Source organism: Thalassobacter sp. (assembly GCF_982993085.1).
Genome location: NZ_CEZFMW010000069.1, coordinates 1 through 18,350, shown reverse-complemented (window position 1 = coordinate 18,350; position 18,350 = coordinate 1). Strand labels below are relative to the sequence as shown.

Annotated in this window: 16 protein-coding genes; 12 read left to right on the top strand and 4 right to left on the bottom strand. The window is 59.5% G+C overall.

Features of this window, described 5'->3' with window-relative positions; genetic code table 11:
- A partial coding sequence (purC, locus tag AC4GMC_RS11585) for a phosphoribosylaminoimidazolesuccinocarboxamide synthase (RefSeq protein WP_038006496.1) occupies positions 1 to 760 on the bottom strand: 760 nt, incomplete at its 3' end.
- A gap of 174 nt (positions 761 to 934) precedes the next feature.
- Between purC and AC4GMC_RS11580 the strand changes: the two genes are divergently transcribed.
- The 10 genes from AC4GMC_RS11580 (at position 935) to grxD (ending at position 9,940) form a co-directional block, all read left to right on the top strand.
- On the top strand, positions 935 to 1,249 hold the full coding sequence (locus AC4GMC_RS11580; RefSeq protein ID WP_487878303.1) for a DUF1476 domain-containing protein: 315 nt from the start codon (positions 935 to 937) through the stop codon (positions 1,247 to 1,249).
- 299 nt (positions 1,250 to 1,548) lie between these two features.
- Complete coding sequence (locus AC4GMC_RS11575; RefSeq protein WP_487878304.1) at positions 1,549 to 3,489, top strand: phosphatidylglycerol lysyltransferase domain-containing protein; 1,941 nt, start codon at positions 1,549 to 1,551, stop codon at positions 3,487 to 3,489.
- A 102-nt stretch (positions 3,490 to 3,591) separates the two neighbouring features.
- Positions 3,592 to 4,614, top strand: coding sequence for a betaine--homocysteine S-methyltransferase (bmt, locus tag AC4GMC_RS11570; protein ID WP_487878305.1), 1,023 nt, complete (start codon positions 3,592 to 3,594; stop codon positions 4,612 to 4,614).
- Between the two features lie 146 nt (positions 4,615 to 4,760).
- Complete coding sequence (locus AC4GMC_RS11565; protein WP_058123469.1) at positions 4,761 to 5,465, top strand: corrinoid protein; 705 nt, start codon at positions 4,761 to 4,763, stop codon at positions 5,463 to 5,465.
- Positions 5,466 to 5,471: 6 nt separating this feature from the next.
- Positions 5,472 to 6,020 (top strand): thioredoxin family protein, encoded by a 549-nt coding sequence (locus tag AC4GMC_RS11560; protein WP_487878241.1) that lies wholly within the window; start codon positions 5,472 to 5,474, stop codon positions 6,018 to 6,020.
- Positions 6,011 to 6,637: a DUF1638 domain-containing protein gene (locus AC4GMC_RS11555; RefSeq protein ID WP_487878242.1), complete on the top strand. Its 627-nt coding sequence runs from the start codon at positions 6,011 to 6,013 to the stop codon at positions 6,635 to 6,637. The genes AC4GMC_RS11560 and AC4GMC_RS11555 overlap by 10 nt, the downstream gene beginning before the upstream one ends.
- 75 nt (positions 6,638 to 6,712) lie before the next feature.
- Positions 6,713 to 8,872: a phosphoribosylformylglycinamidine synthase subunit PurL gene (gene purL / locus AC4GMC_RS11550; RefSeq protein ID WP_487878243.1), complete on the top strand. Its 2,160-nt coding sequence runs from the start codon at positions 6,713 to 6,715 to the stop codon at positions 8,870 to 8,872.
- Positions 8,873 to 9,072: 200 nt separating this feature from the next.
- Complete coding sequence (locus AC4GMC_RS11545; RefSeq protein ID WP_058123364.1) at positions 9,073 to 9,309, top strand: BolA family protein; 237 nt, start codon at positions 9,073 to 9,075, stop codon at positions 9,307 to 9,309.
- Complete coding sequence (locus AC4GMC_RS11540; protein ID WP_487878244.1) at positions 9,306 to 9,578, top strand: hypothetical protein; 273 nt, start codon at positions 9,306 to 9,308, stop codon at positions 9,576 to 9,578. Before AC4GMC_RS11545 ends, AC4GMC_RS11540 begins: the two co-directional genes overlap by 4 nt.
- Complete coding sequence (gene grxD / locus AC4GMC_RS11535) at positions 9,578 to 9,940, top strand: Grx4 family monothiol glutaredoxin (protein WP_487878476.1); 363 nt, start codon at positions 9,578 to 9,580, stop codon at positions 9,938 to 9,940. Before AC4GMC_RS11540 ends, grxD begins: the two co-directional genes overlap by 1 nt.
- A gap of 635 nt (positions 9,941 to 10,575) precedes the next feature.
- Here grxD and der read toward each other — a convergent pair.
- The 3 genes from der to AC4GMC_RS11520 form a co-directional block, all read right to left on the bottom strand.
- Positions 10,576 to 12,048, bottom strand: a complete 1,473-nt coding sequence (gene der, locus AC4GMC_RS11530; RefSeq protein WP_038006487.1) for a ribosome biogenesis GTPase Der — start codon at positions 12,046 to 12,048, stop codon at positions 10,576 to 10,578.
- 54 nt (positions 12,049 to 12,102) lie between these two features.
- Complete coding sequence (locus AC4GMC_RS11525) at positions 12,103 to 13,407, bottom strand: PQQ-like beta-propeller repeat protein (protein WP_487879040.1); 1,305 nt, start codon at positions 13,405 to 13,407, stop codon at positions 12,103 to 12,105.
- A gap of 72 nt (positions 13,408 to 13,479) precedes the next feature.
- Entirely contained in the window at positions 13,480 to 14,127 is a 648-nt protein-coding gene (locus AC4GMC_RS11520) for a hypothetical protein (protein WP_487879039.1), read from the bottom strand.
- 223 nt (positions 14,128 to 14,350) lie between these two features.
- Here AC4GMC_RS11520 and AC4GMC_RS11515 point away from each other — a divergent pair, with 223 nt between their 5' ends.
- Together AC4GMC_RS11515 and AC4GMC_RS11510 are read left to right on the top strand one after the other, a co-directional pair.
- The gene (locus AC4GMC_RS11515; protein ID WP_487878781.1) at positions 14,351 to 15,607 is read left to right on the top strand and encodes an efflux RND transporter periplasmic adaptor subunit; all 1,257 of its coding nucleotides are present in this window, start codon (positions 14,351 to 14,353) and stop codon (positions 15,605 to 15,607) included.
- On the top strand, positions 15,604 to 18,350 hold a 2,747-nt coding region (locus tag AC4GMC_RS11510), incomplete at its 3' end, for an efflux RND transporter permease subunit (RefSeq protein WP_490391454.1). The genes AC4GMC_RS11515 and AC4GMC_RS11510, both read left to right, overlap by 4 nt.

The following is an 18,350-nucleotide window of genomic DNA, read 5'->3' as shown; positions in this document are numbered from 1 at the left end:
AATTGATGAGCGTAGGCTTGCTGGGCGCAGGCGCATTGGTGGGCAGCACGCCCAACCGGCGCGCCACTTCGGTGTAGGCATCAGCCAAATCGCCAAGGTCACGGCGGAACACATCTTTGTCGAGCTTTTGGCCCGTCTCGATGTCCCACAAGCGACAGCTATCGGGTGAGATTTCGTCCGCCAAGATCAAGCGCATGAAATCGTTGTCCCAAGCGCGACCAATCTCGATTTTGAAATCCACCAGCCGGATGCCAACAGCCAACATAAGGCCCGACATAAAGTCATTCACGCGCAGGGCCATGCTGACCATGTCGTCCAAGTCCTGCTGCGAGGCCCAACCAAAGGCTGCGATATGCTCCTCAGAGACCAGCGGATCGCCCAACGCGTCGTCCTTGTAGCAGAACTCAATGATCGGACGCGGCAGCGGCGTGCCTTCTTCTAGGCCAAGGCGCTTGGCGATTGTGCCAGCCGCAAAGTTGCGCACGATGACTTCAAGCGGGATGATTTCCACCTGACGGATCAGCTGCTCGCGCATGTTGAGACGTTTGATGAAGTGCGTCGGCACCCCAATCTGCATGAGCCCGGTCATAAAAAATTCGCTCAGGCGGTTGTTCAAAACCCCCTTGCCCTCGATCACTGCCTTTTTCTCGGCGTTGAACGCGGTGGCGTCATCCTTGAAATACTGAACCAGCGTTCCCGGCTCCGGACCCTCGTACAGGATCTTGGCTTTGCCTTCGTAGATGAGCTTGCGACGTGCCATGGTGGCCTCCGGGATTATGTGCGCACCGCTTACGCCATGCGCTTGGCTACCGCAAGGCTTTGCCCGCGTGCGCGGCATCTATGGCGCACCTGCGGCATGCGGCGCGCTTGCAATGTACCGGGGGTTACGCCCATATTAAGATAAGAAATATGGGGATAGAGCCAGGAGTTCACCATGACCACGTTTGATGATCGCGAAAACGCCTTTGAAAACAAGTTCGCCCATGATGCTGAAATGCAGTTCAAGGCGGACGCACGGCGCAACAAGCTGCTGGGCCTGTGGGCCGCAGGTTTGATGGGCCTCGAAGGCGCCGCCGCCGAGACCTATGCCCAGGAAGTCGTGAAGTCCGACTTTGAAGAAGCCGGCCACGAAGACGTCTATCGCAAGGTGGCGGGTGATCTGGATGGCAAAGCCGATGAGGCAACCATTCGCGCCAAAATGGCCGAGTGTCTGGCCGAGGCAAAAGCCCAAATCATGAAAGACGCCTAAAAAACGGCTCAGGTGCCTGCGAAAATTAACGAATTAGTAGGCCCCTGCTGCTAGCACAGTGAAACCGATCATTGGCCAGCCCACTTTCGACGGTGGGTTTGGCAAATCACTGTTTCACACTCACCCATTGCAGTGGTTGTGCGATCGGTCGGCGGAGAATCCGCCACGACTTTCCTCGCGCCACACTGATGTTGCCGCTTTGCGGCTCCAGACGCGCGAATGCCCGCACGCCCTTCCCGATGACGGGGCTTTTGATATCCCACGCACCGGTTGACGGGCTTTGGGCGGAGACAGACTGTATGGCACATCCCCGAACGACACAGGCGGCACCGGCCGCCCGGACCCATACGCGACCGCGCCTTTCGCTAAGCTTGAAACAGAGTCTGCCGCTGATCATTGGCGGCGTAATGGTACTGCTGCTGACGCAGAAGCTGGCCGATTTTGACCTCACGCAGGTGCGTGATGCCTTGGCGCAGATCAGCCCACTGGCATGGGCGACCTCAATGGCCCTAACCGTGATCAGCTTTCGCGCAGTGGCCCAATATGACCTCATCGCGCACCGCCTGTTGGGCACGGGCCTGCCCCGCGGCCGCGTCCTAGCGGCAGGCGCATCGGCCACCGCATTGGCGCAAATGTTGGGCCTTGGCATTGTAACCGGGTCGTTGGTGCGCTGGCGATTGTTGCGGTCCGGCGGGTCCGAACACGCGCAACCAGGCCGGGCGATGTCGATTACCGGCCTTGTCACCGGGGGCTTTTTGTTTGGCTGGGCGATAACGACTTTAATCGCCTTTGCGACCTTGCCCACGCTCGCGGGTGATGTGGCGTGGATCGGCTGGATCATAGTCCCGCTGGCGTTGATTCTATGTGCTACATCTTTGTTCTACCCACGGCTCCAAGTATTTGGCCGCCAGGTGGCCATACCGGGACTGCCAACGCTTTTGGCTTTGGTGCTTTGGGCCGCGATTGACACGATTGCAGCGGCGGGCGCGCTCTATGTCTTGTTGCCGTCCGACGTCGATCTGTCGTTCGCCCTGTTGATCCCCGCGTTTTTGTTGGCCCTTGGATGCGGGATAATGTCCGGCACACCCGGTGGGTTCGGCGCGTTTGAGCTGACCTTGCTCAGTATGACCCCGCCCGAAGCCACCCCCGCCGTCTTGGCCGCCATCGTCGGCTTTCGCTTAACGTATTATGTCCTGCCCGCAATGCTCGCGGCGGGTCATGTTCTATGGCCCGCAGACAAGGCGCTTGCCCAACTTGATATACCGCGCGTGCTGAGCCACGGGCTCAGCACGACGGGCACTCCACCGAATAGGGCAACCATCCGCAACGCGCCCGATCCCCTCTCTGCTTTGCTGTTTGAACCCGGCCGCGAAGCCATTTCTAACGCAGACACCACGGGTCATTGGCTTGTGCATCGCGGCAATCAAGCGCTGGTCGCGATTGGCGCGCCCTTTGGGGCCAATCGCACGCAGATGGATGCGGCACTTGATGTGGCTTCCCGCGATGCAGGCGTGCCAGCGGTTGTTTACAAAGCGCCCCAAGCTTTGGCATCCCAGCTGCGATCATCCGGATGGTGGCAGCTGCCCCTTGGGGCTGAGGCGATTGTTTCACCAGCTTCGTTTGATCTTTCGGGGCCAAGCCACCGTCAGCTTCGCCGCAAGCTGCGCCATGCCGTAAAGGCGCATGTTGTCATCACCCACGCCCAAACCTTGCCCCTGCAGGACATGGCGACTGTCGCCCACGGCTGGGCCGCAGATCATGGCGGGGAACGCGGGCTATCTATGGGGCGCTTCACCCCCGAACTGCTGCGCGCACAACGTGTTTATACCGCATACCACAACGGGGCTTTGATCGCCTTCGTCAGCTTTCATGTGACTGAAATGGGCTGGATGCTAGACCTTGTGCGACACACAAAAACCTGTCCCGATGGCACCATGCACGCGCTGATTTGCGCTGCCATAGCCGATGCCGCGGATCAGAATGTTCCCCAACTTTCGCTTGATTGCGTGCCGTTTCATGCGCCTGCGGCAAAGGGTATCGCGGCCCACATTTTTAACTGGGCGCACAATCGGACGCCCGGCGCGCGCGGCTTGCTGCAATTCAAAAACAGCTTTGCGCCGGTATGGACGCCTCGGTACTTGATGGTCAAAGGTCCCGGCGGCTTGCTGCTTGGATGTTTTGAGATCGGTAAGGCTTTGCGGCCCGCGGCCCAAGCCCGCCAAATGCCAGCAGCGCGCTAAACCACAACACACCTCATGATAATCATGCACAATATGCGCTTGATGCATGATGTGCTGCGTGGCAGGCACGCGCAACGTCGACGTTTTTAGAAAGACCGCCCCATGACTGACCGCAATGCCTTCACCACCCTATTGTCCGAACGCGATTGGCTTTTGGCGGATGGTGCGACCGGCACCAACCTATTCAACATGGGGCTGCAATCGGGCGACTCGCCCGAATTGTGGAACGAAACACACCCCGACAACATCCGCACACTATATCGCGGTGCGGTCGATGCTGGGTCGGATATCTTTTTGACCAACTCGTTCGGTGGAAATCGGGCGCGGCTCAAATTGCATGATGCAGGGGACCGTGCGCGCGAACTGTCGCGTATCGCCGCAGAAATTGGCCGTGAAATCGCGGACGCCTCGGGGCGAACAGTTATTGTGGCGGGTTCCATGGGGCCCACGGGCGAAATCATGGCGCCCCTCGGCCCTCTCACACACGCGGACGCGGTTGAGATGTTTCATGAGCAGGCAGAGGGCCTGAAAGAAGGCGGCGCAGATGTCCTGTGGGTTGAGACGATCTCAGCCCCCGAAGAATATGCCGCCGCTGCGGAAGCCGCAAAACTGGCGAACATGCCGTGGTGCGGCACCATGAGCTTTGACACCGCCGGGCGCACGATGATGGGCATGACTTCGAATGCAATGGCCGCAATGGTCGAGAAGTTGGGCCATCCACCCGTGGCATTTGGCGCGAATTGTGGGGTTGGTGCTTCGGACCTGTTGCGCACCGTCCAAGGGTTTACCGCCACAGGCACGGCACGCCCGATTATCGCGAAAGGCAATGCAGGCATCCCCAAATACCACGATGGCCATATCCACTACGACGGCACGCCCGAAGTGATGGCCACCTATGCAACCATGGCACGTGACAGCGGTGCACGCATCATCGGGGGGTGCTGCGGAACCATGCCCGACCACCTGCGCGCCATGCGCCAAGCACTTGAAACACAGCCCAAAAGCGACGCACCAGATATGGAAGCGATCGCGCGCGCATTGGGTGGTTTTTCATCCGACAGCGATGGCACCAACGCAGATACAACGCCCCAGCCGCGCATCACAAAGCGTCGCCGCCGCGCCTAGACTGGCGTAGCGAAAATCATAAAATACATACCAAAATGACCGAAAGCGTCGGTGCGAGAACGGGCAATGTCGCAAACGAGAGCGTCGTTTCTGCGACACTCCGGCACACCGAACACGACCCAATCGCGCTAGGGGGAGACCGCGCCATGTCTGAACAAGAAGATGACATCATCCTGAGTGAACTGGATGACAATGAACTCGTCCAACAGATGTACGACGACCTGTATGACGGCCTGAAAGAAGAGATTGAGGAAGCCGTTGAAATCCTGCTGGAACGGGGATGGGCCCCTTACCGCATTCTGACCGAGGCGTTGGTCGGCGGCATGACGGTTGTCGGAAACGATTTCCGCGACGGTATTCTGTTCGTGCCCGAAGTTTTGTTGGCTGCAAACGCGATGAAGGGTGGGATGTTCATCCTTAAGCCGCTGCTGGCCGAAACTGGCGCGCCGCGCGTTGGCAAGATGGTCATCGGCACCGTCAAAGGCGACATTCACGACATCGGCAAAAACCTCGTCTCCATGATGATGGAAGGCGCTGGTTTTGAGGTTGTCGATCTCGGCATCAACAACGCTGTTGAAACCTACCTTGAGGCTCTTGAAGCCGAAAAGCCTGATATCCTCGGCATGTCTGCCCTGCTGACCACCACGATGCCCTACATGAAGGTTGTCATCGACACGATGGTCGAAAAGCAAATCCGTGATGATTATATTGTTCTCGTGGGTGGGGCGCCTCTGAATGAGGAATTCGGCAAGGCCATCGGCGCCGACGCATACTGCCGCGATGCGGCCGTTGCTGTGGAAACCGCCAAGGAATGGGTCGCGCGCAAGCACAACCAAATGGCAGCAGGCTAAGGCGCAATGGCGCTGGCAGATACACCTGTCTGCGACTTTGGCTGGCCTGCCCCCCGCTTTTCGCTCAGCGATCCAAGTGGCACACTTTATGACAGCCGGGACCTTATAGGCCCCGGCGGACTACTGGTCGCGTTCATCTGCAATCATTGCCCCTATGTTATCCGCATCGCCGACCGGCTCGCGTCGGACCTGAACGCACTTAAAGCTCAGGGCGTGGGTGTCGCGGCGATCATGTCGAATGATTATGCCACCTACCCTGCCGACGCCCCGGACAAGATGACGGCTTTCGCCGAAACCCATGGCTTCGAATTTCCTTACCTCGTGGATACGGATCAATCCGTTGCGCGCGCGTTCGGGGCAGTCTGCACACCCGATTTCTTTGGCTTCAATGCGAGCGGCGCATTGCAGTACCGCGGACGGCTGGACGATTGCGACCATAGGGCAACTGCGCCTCGACGTGCGGAACTGCGCGACGCCATGCTTCAAATCGCGAAAACCGGCACCGGGCCACGGGACCAAATCGCTTCAATGGGATGTTCGCTCAAATGGCGTTAGACGATGATGCACTGACCGATCGCGGGCTGGCCGCTAAGGGCGCAGGCCGTATTCTGCTGCTGGCGTGCGGTGCGCTGGCGCGTGAACTGATCGACCTGCGCGATGCCAACGGTTGGGATCATATGGATCTGCATTGCCTGCCCGCGATCCTACACAACACGCCAGACCGCATCCCCGAAGCCGTGCGGATAGCCGTAGAAAAGCATCGGGCCGGGTACGAAAAGATCTTGGTCGTCTACGCGGATTGCGGCACCGGCGGGATGCTGCAAAAAGCCTGCGCCGAACTGGGGGTCGAGATGATCGAGGGGCCCCATTGCTATAGCTTTTTCGAAGGCAATGCCGCCTTTGCCGCGCGCGAAGAGTTCACGGCCTTCTATCTGACGGATTTTCTTGTGCGCCAATTCGACGCTTTTGTGACCAAACCTCTCGGCCTCGACCGGCACCCCGAGCTGCGCGATATGTATTTCGCGCACTATGAAACGCTTGTGTATCAGGCTCAAACTGACGATCCTGAGCTGACAAAAAAGGCGCAAATCTGCGCCGATCGCCTTGGGCTTCGGTTTGAGCGACGATTTACGGGCTATGGCGATTTGGAACCTGTTCTGCGCGCACTTTAGGGGCTAGGTGCGCTTGCCCCTTTCCCTCGGGCCACGCGCGGTTTAGAAGGCGGCCACACAGACGCGGGAGCCGACATGCAAGAGCCAGCCATCACCCCAGACCTGATCGCAGCCCACGGCCTTACGCCCGACGAATACGACAGCATCCTGGACATCATCGGCCGTGCGCCGACATTCACCGAACTGGGCATTTTCTCAGCGATGTGGAACGAGCATTGCTCCTACAAGTCGTCCAAGAAATGGCTTCGCACCCTGCCCACCGAAGGCCCCCAAGTGATTTGCGGCCCCGGCGAAAACGCTGGCATCGTTGATATCGGCGATGGTCAGGCCGTTGTTTTTAAAATGGAAAGCCACAACCACCCCTCTTACATCGAACCCTATCAGGGGGCCGCGACCGGCGTTGGCGGCATTCTACGTGATGTGTTCACAATGGGCGCGCGCCCCATTGCTGCGATGAATGCCCTGTCGTTCGGGGAACCGGCGCACCACAAAACCCGCCAATTGGTTCACGGCGTCGTCGAAGGTGTCGGCGGCTACGGCAACTGCTTTGGCGTCCCCACCGTAGGCGGCGAAGTCCGGTTCCACGCGGCCTACAACGGCAACTGCCTTGTAAACGCCTTTGCCGCGGGCCTCGCGGATGCGGACAAGATTTTTTATTCGGCCGCCTCCGGCGTTGGGATGCCTGTCGTATATCTGGGCGCGAAAACCGGTCGTGACGGTGTTGGCGGGGCAACGATGGCTTCGGCTGAATTCGACGACACGATCGAAGAAAAGCGCCCAACGGTTCAGGTCGGCGACCCCTTCACCGAAAAACGCCTGATGGAAGCCACGCTGGAATTGATGGCCACAGGTGCCGTGATCTCGATCCAAGATATGGGTGCCGCGGGCCTGACCTGCTCGGCCGTAGAAATGGGCGATAAGGGTGGGCTTGGCGTCCGCCTCGACCTCGAGCGCGTACCCGTACGTGAAAACGCGATGACAGCCTACGAAATGATGCTGTCCGAGAGCCAAGAGCGGATGCTTATGGTCCTCAAGCCTGAGCTTGAAGCCGAGGCGAAAGCGGTGTTCGACAAATGGGACCTCGACTTTGCAATCGTGGGTGAAACTATCGCCGAAGATCGTTTTTTGATCATGCACAACGGTGAAACAAAGGCCGATCTACCACTATCAAAACTGGCATCCTCGGCCCCTGAATACGACCGTCCTTGGGTGCCCACGCCGGCTGCTGAGCCGCTTGAAGATGTGCCGGGGATTGATCCAATTGATGGGCTAAAGGCGCTTTTGGCATCGCCAAACTACTGCGCCCGCAACTGGGTGTTTGAGCAATATGACACGATGGTCATGGCCGACAGCGCCTGCCTTCCCGGCACGGGTGCAGGCGTGATCCGGGTGCATGGCACCGACAAGGCGCTGGCATTCACCTCTGACGTGACGCCGCGCTACGTCAAAGCCAACCCCGAAGAAGGCGGCAAACAAGCCGTCGCCGAAGCCTATCGGAACCTCGTGTCAAAGGGTGCAAAGCCGTTGGCCAGCACCGATAACCTGAACTTCGGAAATCCCGAAAAGCCAGAGATCATGGGCCAATTCGTAGGTGCCATCAAAGGGATCGGTGCAGCCTGCGCCGCGCTCGACATGCCTATCGTTTCGGGCAACGTGTCGCTCTACAATGAAACTGACGGTCAGGGCATTTTGCCCACGCCAACCATCGGCGCCGTGGGGCTGCTCAACTCACTCGACGACGCCATCCTTGGCGATGTCCGCGAAGGACATATGGCGATCTTGGTCGGTGAAACCACGGGCCATTTGGGGCAATCCGCTCTCTTGGCGGAGGTGTTTAACCGCGAAGATGGCGATGCACCCCACGTCGACCTTGAGGCTGAGGCGCGCAATGGTCAGTTCATTCTCGACAATGCAGCCAACATCAATGCATGTACCGATTTGTCGGATGGTGGCCTTGCGATGGCAGCATTTGAATTGGCAGAAGCCAGCGGCGTCGGCGTGACCTTGGATGCAAGCGATACGCCAACATTGTTCGGCGAAGACCAAGCCCGATATCTGATCGCATGTTCCTTTGACAAGGCGGAGGCCTTGATGGTTGCCGCGGCTCAAACAGGTGTACCGCTCACGACCGTAGGCCGCTTTGCAGGCAGCGACGTCACGCTCGGTGGTACCAGCGTCCCACTGGCCGAGTTGGCTGAGGTGTATCGCACCACATTCGCGGCCACTTTCGCCTAGCACATCACAATCGGGCGCGCCGCTCCTTGGTGCGCCCTACTCGATCAGAGATTGCAGGTCGTCCGATCCACCATCCGGATTGGGGCATACCGTTTTTCCACGATAACCTGTCTTACTTGACCCGGAAGTCGCGCCCGATCCCCTTGCGGGGCCGCGCTTGCCCATCTACATCTAGGGCAGGCAACATCCGGAGACCGCACATGCCCATGCAAGCCCATGAAATCGAAAGCCTCCTGCGAGAGAGTTTTCCCGATGCCACGATTGAGGTGCAGGGCGACGACGGCGTGCATATGGCAGCCATGGTCGTCGATGCCTCCTTCAAGGGCAAAAATCGCGTTCAACAACAGCGCGCTGTGTATGCCGCCCTAAAGGGCAAAATGGATGGCCCCTCCGGGGAGCTGCATGCGCTGGCGTTAACCACAAAAGCACCGGAATGACGCTTGGCGGCCTTCTGGCAGGCATGAGCGTGCTCGTGCTGGTCCTACTGGCCGCCCGCGCCGTGCAAGCTGTGCGCACGGAACACAAGTCGCAGCGCGGGATTGATCCGGGCCAAGGCGATACCTTGATCGACGTGAATTACGCTTCGGGTGGCGGCGGTGGTGGCCATTCGACGACAATCCGGGTCCCAAAAGACCCGCAGGAATATGCAAAGGCCTTTGTGCCAAAGGATGCGTCCCAAAGCGGACCAAATGAGAGGAACGACTGATGTCTGACACCAACACCAAGATCGAAGAACTGGTCAAAAACAGTGACGTTGTGCTGTTCATGAAGGGCACAAAATCCATGCCTCAGTGCGGTTTTTCCAGCCGTGTGGCCGGTGTGCTCAACTTTATGGGCCTTGAATACACCGATGTGAACGTGCTTGCGGACGAAGACATCCGCCAAGGCATCAAGGACTATTCTGACTGGCCGACGATCCCACAACTCTATGTCAAAGGCGAGTTTGTGGGCGGATGTGACATCATCACCGAGATGACGCTGTCGGGTGAATTGGACAGCATGCTGGAAGAAAACGGCGTGACGTTCAACAAAGAGGCTGCGGACAAGATCCGCGAAGCCAACGCCTAGCGTATGAACTATGCGCGGGCCGTGTATATGGCCCGCGTTTTCGGCGGCGAGGGCGAAAGGGTTTCTGCGCGGCAAGCAGCCCAATCGTGGTTAAGCCCAATGCGCCCACGACCACCGCCGCGATGACCCGCACCACCCCAAAATTCCACGGCGATGGCTCCGCAAACGGTCCGGGCATTGGCGGTAATAGTTGGATCTGACCGATCAGGGATACCTGTGTACGGGCACTGTCCGAAAAGACGAGACCCTTTTCCAACCCCCATTTGCCAACATCTAAACGATCATCGCCTGTGGTCAGTTTTCTGTAGTGCTTTATCGAATGATGAACGGCCGGTTTGAAATCAGTACCCCGTCCCTTGCGGATTATCTCGGCACGGCCACGTTTCGCGGTACGCGCACCAGGATCGGGCACCTGCCAGCCTGCGCCAGTGTCCGGCTGGATCAAATACGCCGCTGCCTGCTCAGGCCAGGTCAGCAGCAATACACATCCAATAAGTAGAAAGGCACGCATAGGGGCTCCCTCAGCCGCGGTGGTAATCACTGCGACAGGCTTAGCCCCTCATGCTTAATGAACCTCTAAGTCAGGCAATTTTCTTCTTTACCAAGGTTACTCAACTGCCCGACCCCACAGAGGCCTATCTTTCGTCAGCGCGGCCTTTTCCAAGGTGCTTGCGCAGACGCGACGGTGTGGATCTTGTCTTCCCTTTGAAGGGGTTAGCGTCCGACTGCGAGCGCAGGAACAAACGCACAGGCGTGCCGGGCATATCAAAATCCTCCCGCAAACCGTTGACAAGATAACGGGTGTAACTCGCCGGCATTTTATCAGGGTGCGAGCACATCACCACAAATCCCGGTGGCCGGGTCTTTGCTTGGGTCATGTAGCGGAGTTTAATACGTTTTCCCTGTGGTGCGGGGGGCGGATGCGCCTCGACCATGCCTGTGAGCCAGCGGTTCAATTGTGATGTGCTGACACGGCGGTTCCAAACCGAATGCGCCTTCATGATGGCTTGTTGCAGCCGGTCCAAACCACGTCCCGTCTTGGCCGACACGGTCACGAGCGGTGCGCCCCGCAGCTGCGGCAAGAGACGCTCAAATTGCTCTCTCAGATCACGCAGCTTTTCTTGTTTGTTCGGCTCAATGTCCCATTTGTTGACGGCCACGACAACGGCGCGGCCCTCACGTTCGGCCAAATCGGCGATCCGCAAGTCCTGTTGTTCAAACGGTATTTCTGCATCCAACAGAACAACCACCACCTCAGCGAACTTGACTGCGCGCAGCCCATCAGACACCGATAGTTTTTCGAGCTTTTCCACAACCTTGGCGCGCTTGCGCATACCAGCGGTGTCGAAAATCCGCATCGGAACACCGTCCCAATCGAAGGGCAGCGCGATAGAATCGCGCGTGATCCCTGCCTCGGGGCCTGTCAGCAAACGCTCTTCACCGATGATTTTGTTAATCAGTGTTGATTTACCCGCGTTCGGGCGCCCTACAACCGTGATTTTTAACGGTTTCTTTACGGTTGGCGCGAAATCAGGCAGCTCTTCGCCGTCCTCGATATCCCAATCAATCTCAACGTCCGTCTCGGTTTCATCGACTTCGGCGGCTTCCTCGGCAGCCTCAATCAGGGGGCGCAGCATACCGGCCAACTCGGCCATCCCCTCACCGTGCTCGGCAGACAGGGCCAACGGCTCCCCGAGGCCAAGCGCATATGCCTCCAGCAAACCGGCCTCAGCCGCACGACCCTCAGCCTTGTTGGCGGCCAGCAAAACGGTGCCACCTTTGCGGCGCAGGATATCCGCAAACACTTCGTCGGCGGGCGACACACCCACACGGGCGTCAATCACGAATAGCGCAACATCGGCCATCTCAACCGCGCGTTCCGTCAAGCGGCGCATCCGCCCCTGAAGGCTGTCGTCTGTCGCTTCTTCTAGGCCCGCCGTGTCGATCACGGTGAAACGCAAATCACCGAGCCGCGCCTCGCCTTCACGCAGGTCGCGGGTCACCCCCGGCTGGTCATCGACCAACGCAAGACGTTTGCCCACAAGGCGGTTAAAAAGGGTCGATTTGCCCACATTGGGGCGGCCGACAATGGCGAGGGTCAGAGACATGATGGACTCACAGAAGGAATAAGACCCCGCCCTTACCCCACTCCTGCGGCGATCTCAACGGTAGGCGTGCAAAGTCCCGCGGCCACCCAGCACATAGAGCGTATCATTCATTACAATCGGGCGGGACGCGCCGCCGCCGGGAATGTCGCTGGCATGGGTTTCAACCCCAGTTTCGGGGTCAAATCCGCGCAAAACACCGTCGGTGGCCGCCAACCAAATCTGGCCGCCCGCAAGGATCGGACCAAAATGGGCATAGACAGTTTTACGTCGGTTCAGGCGGTTGGCCGCAAAGAACGGCAGGTCAGCGGCCCAAATCTGTGCGCCTGTCTCCGCGTCCAGGCGAACCAGTTGGTTGCGGTCGGTCACGAAATACACCGAACCCGCGACGGGCAGTGCCGGGCTCAGCGCGCCCTCAGTAGCTGTCCAGTTGCGCGCGCCCGAGAACGCATCCATTGACACCATGCGGCCCGCTGGCGTGCCCGCAAAAAGCGTGCGGCCCGCGATCACAGGGTCAGACGCAATGTCCGACAGGTTGCTATAGGCCACGCCTCGGCGATTGCCCGCAACAGTGCTGCCCCAGACGCGAATGCCGGACTGACGCAGGGCGGCAATCAACTCACCCGAGCCGAGTGGAAAAATTACCAAACGATCCGTCAACGCCGGCGCAGGCGCACCCGCAAGCGTTGCAACAACCGGTGCCCCGGGCAGTTCCCAGCGGATGCGGCCATCGCTTAGGTCAATCGCCCAAGCCCGGCTATCGCGGCTGACGATATAGGCAAACCCGCCGCCAAACGTGGGGGACGTCAAAGGCGCATCAAGGCGTTGCATCCACTGCTCTGCCCCTGTCGCAGGGTCCAAGGCGTGGAAATTGCCAAAGCCCGTCGTCGCGTACAACACACCATCGTGCAGCCCAAGCCCACCACCGGACGCATCACCATCACGCTCATACGCGGGGGTCAGATCGGCGCGCCACAACACATCGCCCGCTTCCGACACGGCCGTGACCGCCCCCTCAGCGTCCATCGCGAAAATCCGACCCTCCGCAGCGACAGGATCAACCGTCAAAAGCGTCCGGCGGCCATTGCCTTTGCCGATGCCAACAGACCAAACGCGCTCTGGTGTGGCTGATAGAGCCGCGTGGGGCATCACCCCAGCGGCAGAACCGGTCCGCACAGGCCAAGCATCAATGGTTTGAGCCGCCGGAAGCGTAATCGCTTGTGCCTGCGCAAGGGCCTCTTGGCTCAGCGTGACGGCCGTATCCGCGCGCACTGGTTCGCGTGTGCCCGGCAGGATCGTCGCACGCTGTGAGCATGCCGACATCAGCACCAAGGCCACCCCTAGGATCGCTACGTGTTTCATGCCTGTGCCCTCGGTTCGTCGTCTTTGCCGTCTCGCGGCGGTTTGGTCCCGGGTGTTACCCCCGATGCTGCATTATGCAGGCGTTGGGTTGCCCCCAAGCGCAACAATCACTTGCAAAGCACGGCGGCGCAAGGTGTCTGTCGCGCCGGGCTCTTCTAGCAGTTGCTGCAATAACGTAATCGCGCCGGAGGCATTGCCCGCCTCTAGCTGGCGCAAAGCCTGTTGTTCGATCGCCAGCGGGCGGAACGGTGTGCCCGGTGTGGCCAATTCTTCGAGAATGCGCGTATCGCGGGCTCCGTCACCGGTGCCGCCGGACATCTGCGCCTTCAGCAGGGCCAACTGGCGATACAGCTGCGGCAGGCCGTCTGTTTCAGCCAAAGCTTGCAGCGCCGCCGCCGTTTCGGCCCGGTCAGCACCGTCCACCGCCCCAGCACTGGCCAACAGCAGTGTCTTAACCAACTCTTGGTTTGCGTCGGCGGTGGGCAATTCCTGCAACAGAGTTGGGTTTGCATCCGCAGCCAATCCGGCCAGAACCGCGTCGCCAAAGGCCTGCGCCTGTGCTTGGGCGCGCGCCTTGCTCCATTCGTTGTAGGCAGCACCGCCAACAAGACCAAAAATGATCAAAGCCGCAAGCCAGCCCCATTTACGCATCAGCGCAAACAGCTTGTCGCGGCGCACCTCTTCGGTGACTTCTTCGATAAAACTGTCTGTATTGGACATGATCTGCTCCCCAAACGCCACGTGACGACCCATCAGGCCGCCCGATCCTCACTTCGCATTTAGCCCAGCCGGCATAAGGATGCCAAGGCGAAAGGCATCCGTCGCGACACCTTGCAAAAAACGGCAACTGTGCATAAACCTGAACTGACCGGTTCAGAAAGTGCGGACTTGCCTGCACCCTGAGCCCATGGGTCGTGCCATAACGCCTACGTTGGAGCCCAAAATGAAATTCTTTCCGCTGGTTACAGCCGTCCTTGTAACCGTCATATTGTTCTTTGCAGTCCTCCAACGGGACGTGCTGTTTGATTTCGCCGGGCGAGACACCGATGCGGATGGGGCACCCGAGGCGCCTGAACCGCAACCACAACAAACGGTCGCCCAAACGAATTCTAGCATCGCAGAAACGAATGGCATTGCCGTGATGGCACGGGCCTCTGTCGCCCAAAACATCGAAAACGCTGTTCTGCTGCGTGGTCAAACCGAAGCGGCACGCGATGTCATCGTGCGTGCTGAAACCGGCGGTACCGTTGTGTCTGAACCCCTGCGCAAAGGCGCGCAGGTGGACCAAGGCACATTGCTGTGCCGCCTTGATCCCGGCACTCGTGGCGCGACATTGGCAGAGGCCGAGGCGCGTTTGGCGGAGGCCCGCGCCCGCGTTCCCGAAGCCGCCGCCCGCGTGGCGGAGGCCGAAGCCCGCGTTCACGAAGCCGAAATCAACCAAATCGCGGCCAGTCAACTGTCCGAGGGCGGCTTTGCATCGGCCACCCGTGTGGCAAACGCAGAAGCTGCCCTCAGTTCCGCCAAAGCGACCCTCAGCGCCGCGAAATCAGGCCTCGAAAGTGCGGGCGCTGGTATTCGCGCCGCCGAAGCCACCGTGGACCGCGCACAAGATGACCTCGGCAAACTAGAAATCAGCGCGCCGTTTTCTGGCCTGTTGGAAAGTGACAGCGCCGAGTTGGGATCGCTTTTGCAGCCGGGCGACCCTTGCGCCACGGTCATCCAGTTGGACCCGATCAAACTGGTGGGCTTTGTCCCCGAAACCCAACTTGGCCTGATTGAGGTTGGTGCAAATGCCGGCGCGCAGCTTGCCTCGGGCGAAGATTTGCGCGGCAAAGTCACGTTCTTGGCGCGCTCAGCCGATGAAACCACCCGTACCTTTAGGGTGGAAGTCACCGTGCCGAACCCCGACTGGACTTTGCGCGACGGCCAAACCGCCGAAATCGTGATCACTGGGGGCGGAATGCGGGCGCACCTTTTGCCCGCCTCGGCACTGACGCTGAATGATCGCGGTGTTTTGGGCGTACGCATCATTGACGCCGAAAGCCGCGCCCAATTCGCCGCCGTCACCGTCATTCGCGATACAGTCAACGGCGTGTGGGTTGGCGGCCTACCAGAGACCGCAGATGTGATCCTGATTGGCCAAGAATACGTGACCGATGGCGTGCGCGTGGTGCCCAGCTTTGAGGAACTTAGCCAATGACAGGCATCGTCGATTGGGCCGCCGAACGGGCGCGCATGGTCATAGCCTTTGTGATCCTGTCGATCATGGCAGGCACATTGGCCTATGTGGGTCTGCCCAAAGAGGGTGAGCCGGATATCGACATTCCGGGCGTTTTTGTCTCAGTTCCCTTCCCCGGCATTTCGGCCACCGACAGCGAAAAGCTGCTGATCAAGCCGATGGAAACCAAGCTCAAGGAGCTGGATGGCCTGCAAAGCATGACCGCGACCGCATCCGAAAGCTTTGCGGGCGTATTTCTGGAGTTCGAGTTCGGCTGGGACAAAAGCGCGACCATCGCTGATGTGCGCGATAAAATGAATCAAGCCGAGGCGGAATTCCCCGAGGGCGGAGAGCAATACGAGATTTCCGAGATCAACTTTTCGGAGTTCCCGATCCTTGTCGTCAGCCTGTCGGGCCCCGTGCCCGAGCGTACGCTACTGCGACTGGCCCAAGACCTTCAGACCGAGCTGGAAGGCATGGGCGCGGTTCTTGAGGTGGGGCTTGCCGGGCACCGCGACGAAATGCTGGAGGTCATTATCGACCCCCTCGCCCTAGAGGCCTATAACGTCACCGCCGGTGAGTTGATCAACGTTGTGACTAACAACAACCTATTGGTTCCCGCAGGTGCGGTAGAAACCGATCAGGGCGCGTTCCCGGTCAAAATCCCTTCGTCATTCGATGCCCCCGAAGACGTCTATAACCTACCGGTCAAAACCAATGGTGACCGTGTTGTGACGCTGGGTGATCTGGCGCAAATTAACCTCACGTTTGAAGACCCCATCAGCACCGCACGCTACAACGGCGCGCCCACGGTTGCGCTGCAGGTGATCAAGCGCAAGGGGTTCAACATCATGGATACCGCCGCCGAAGTGCGCGCGGTCGTCGACGCCGAAGTCGCACAATGGCCCACCGAATTACAACGCGCTGTCAGCGTCTCGGCCACGTTGGATCAGTCGCGCACGGTGCGTTCGATGATCTCACAGCTCGAAGGTTCCGTCCTAACGGCCATCGCATTGGTGATGATCGTAGTTCTAGCCTCGCTGGGCACGCGGTCCGCTTTGCTGGTGGGCTTTGCGATCCCGACCTCGTTCCTGTTGTGCTTTGCGCTTCTGGCGGTCATGGGCATCGCGATTTCCAACATCGTGATGTTCGGGCTGATCCTTGCGGTTGGTATGCTCGTGGACGGCGCAATCGTGGTGGTGGAATACGCCGACAAGAAAATCCAAGAGGGCAAGGGCCCGATGCAGGCCTTTGTCGAGGCGGCTAAACGGATGTTTTGGCCTGTGGTCTCTTCTACTGCAACGACGCTTTGCGCGTTCCTGCCGATGCTGTTCTGGCCCGGTGTTCCTGGCGAATTCATGGGGATGCTGCCAGTCACGTTGATCTTTGTGCTCTCGGCCAGCCTTGTGGTGGCCTTGGTCTATTTGCCCGTGATCGGGGGGGTCTCGGCGCGCCTTAGCCGCATTTTTGACCGCGGCTCATCGGTCCTGCGCGCCATCTTGCCCTACTGGGCGCGTCTGATCCTGACCGTCTTTGCCGGATGGCTGATGTTCACCTTTGCGCTGCAAACCATCAACCCCGGCTACATCCTTGGAATTTCGCCCCAGACAACAGCAGTTCTGGCCACCCTGCCCGGCGCGCTGTTGTTCGTGGCGTCAGCGATGCTGATGTCGACGGCGCTTGGTTCGGTCACAATCGCCCGCAAAGCGCGCAAGGTGCAAGGCTATCGCCGGACACCCTTTGGCACGTTGATGCATGCCATCGTCGGCAACCCGGTCATGCCAATCGTTGCGGTGATGGCTGTGATCATTTTTGTGGTTTCAACCTTCAGCTACTTTGGAAAAAACAACAACGGCGTTGAGTTTTTCGTCGAGTCCGAGACCGAAGCCGCAATCGTTTACGTGCGGGCGCGGGGAAACCTCTCTCTCGATGAAAAAGACCGGCTGCTGCAACGCGCCGAGGCGGAAATTCTTGCGACCTCAGGCATCCAATCGGCCTTTGCCTTCGCCGGCGACGGGGGGCTGAACCAGAACACCGGCGGCTCCGCTCCGCCCCGTGATACCATCGGCCAAATCTCCATTGAGATGATCCCGTGGGAAGATCGCCCCACCGTCTCGGCCCCGTGGTTCGACCTGCCGCTGATTGGCTACACGGTCAACAAAACCATCGTGGACCCTGCGTTTGACGGCGACACGATCGCCGAGGATTTGCTGGCCCGTGTCCGAGCAATCCCGGGCATCAAGGCAGATTTAATATCACAGGATCGCGGCCCTGCCAGCGGCAAGCCCATTCACCTGCGGCTGTCAGGCGATGACCCCATCGCCCTTCAAACGGCCACCCAAAGCGCGTTGGCCCAGTTTAACGCGACCCCCGGTGTCATCGATATCGAAGACAGCCTGCCCCTGCCCGGCATCGACTGGGAGATTACCGTCGACGTCGAAAAGGCGGGCCGTTTCGGCGCGGACGTGGCGACGGTGGGCGCGATGGTACAACTGGTCACACGCGGGCTGCTGCTGGATACGATGCGGGTCCCCTCCTCCGATGAGGAAATCGAGATCCGCGTCCGCTTGCCCGAAAAAGACCGTGTTCTCTCGACGCTCGATAGTCTCAAGGTCCGCACCTCTGGCGGGCTTGTTCCCTTGGCCAATTTCATCACACGCCAGCCCGTTCCGCGCTTGGCAGAGATCAACCGCTTTGACGGCAAACGCTATTTCGACGTTAAGGC

Excerpts from the sequence above, each read along its gene's own strand:
- AC4GMC_RS11575 (WP_487878304.1), top strand. The coding sequence starts at position 1,549 with ATGGCACATCCCCGAACGACACAGGCGGCACCGGCCGCCCGGACCCAT.
- AC4GMC_RS11555 (WP_487878242.1), top strand. The coding sequence starts at position 6,011 with ATGGCGTTAGACGATGATGCACTGACCGATCGCGGGCTGGCCGCTAAG.
- grxD (WP_487878476.1), top strand. The coding sequence starts at position 9,578 with ATGTCTGACACCAACACCAAGATCGAAGAACTGGTCAAAAACAGTGAC.
- AC4GMC_RS11565 (WP_058123469.1), top strand. The coding sequence starts at position 4,761 with ATGTCTGAACAAGAAGATGACATCATCCTGAGTGAACTGGATGACAAT.
- AC4GMC_RS11515 (WP_487878781.1), top strand. The coding sequence starts at position 14,351 with ATGAAATTCTTTCCGCTGGTTACAGCCGTCCTTGTAACCGTCATATTG.
- AC4GMC_RS11560 (WP_487878241.1), top strand. The coding sequence starts at position 5,472 with ATGGCGCTGGCAGATACACCTGTCTGCGACTTTGGCTGGCCTGCCCCC.
- bmt (WP_487878305.1), top strand. The coding sequence starts at position 3,592 with ATGACTGACCGCAATGCCTTCACCACCCTATTGTCCGAACGCGATTGG.
- AC4GMC_RS11545 (WP_058123364.1), top strand. The coding sequence starts at position 9,073 with ATGCCCATGCAAGCCCATGAAATCGAAAGCCTCCTGCGAGAGAGTTTT.
- purL (WP_487878243.1), top strand. The coding sequence starts at position 6,713 with ATGCAAGAGCCAGCCATCACCCCAGACCTGATCGCAGCCCACGGCCTT.
- AC4GMC_RS11580 (WP_487878303.1), top strand. The coding sequence starts at position 935 with ATGACCACGTTTGATGATCGCGAAAACGCCTTTGAAAACAAGTTCGCC.
- AC4GMC_RS11540 (WP_487878244.1), top strand. The coding sequence starts at position 9,306 with ATGACGCTTGGCGGCCTTCTGGCAGGCATGAGCGTGCTCGTGCTGGTC.
- AC4GMC_RS11525 (WP_487879040.1), bottom strand. The coding sequence starts at position 13,407 with ATGAAACACGTAGCGATCCTAGGGGTGGCCTTGGTGCTGATGTCGGCA.
- der (WP_038006487.1), bottom strand. The coding sequence starts at position 12,048 with ATGTCTCTGACCCTCGCCATTGTCGGCCGCCCCAATGTGGGCAAATCG.
- AC4GMC_RS11520 (WP_487879039.1), bottom strand. The coding sequence starts at position 14,127 with ATGTCCAATACAGACAGTTTTATCGAAGAAGTCACCGAAGAGGTGCGC.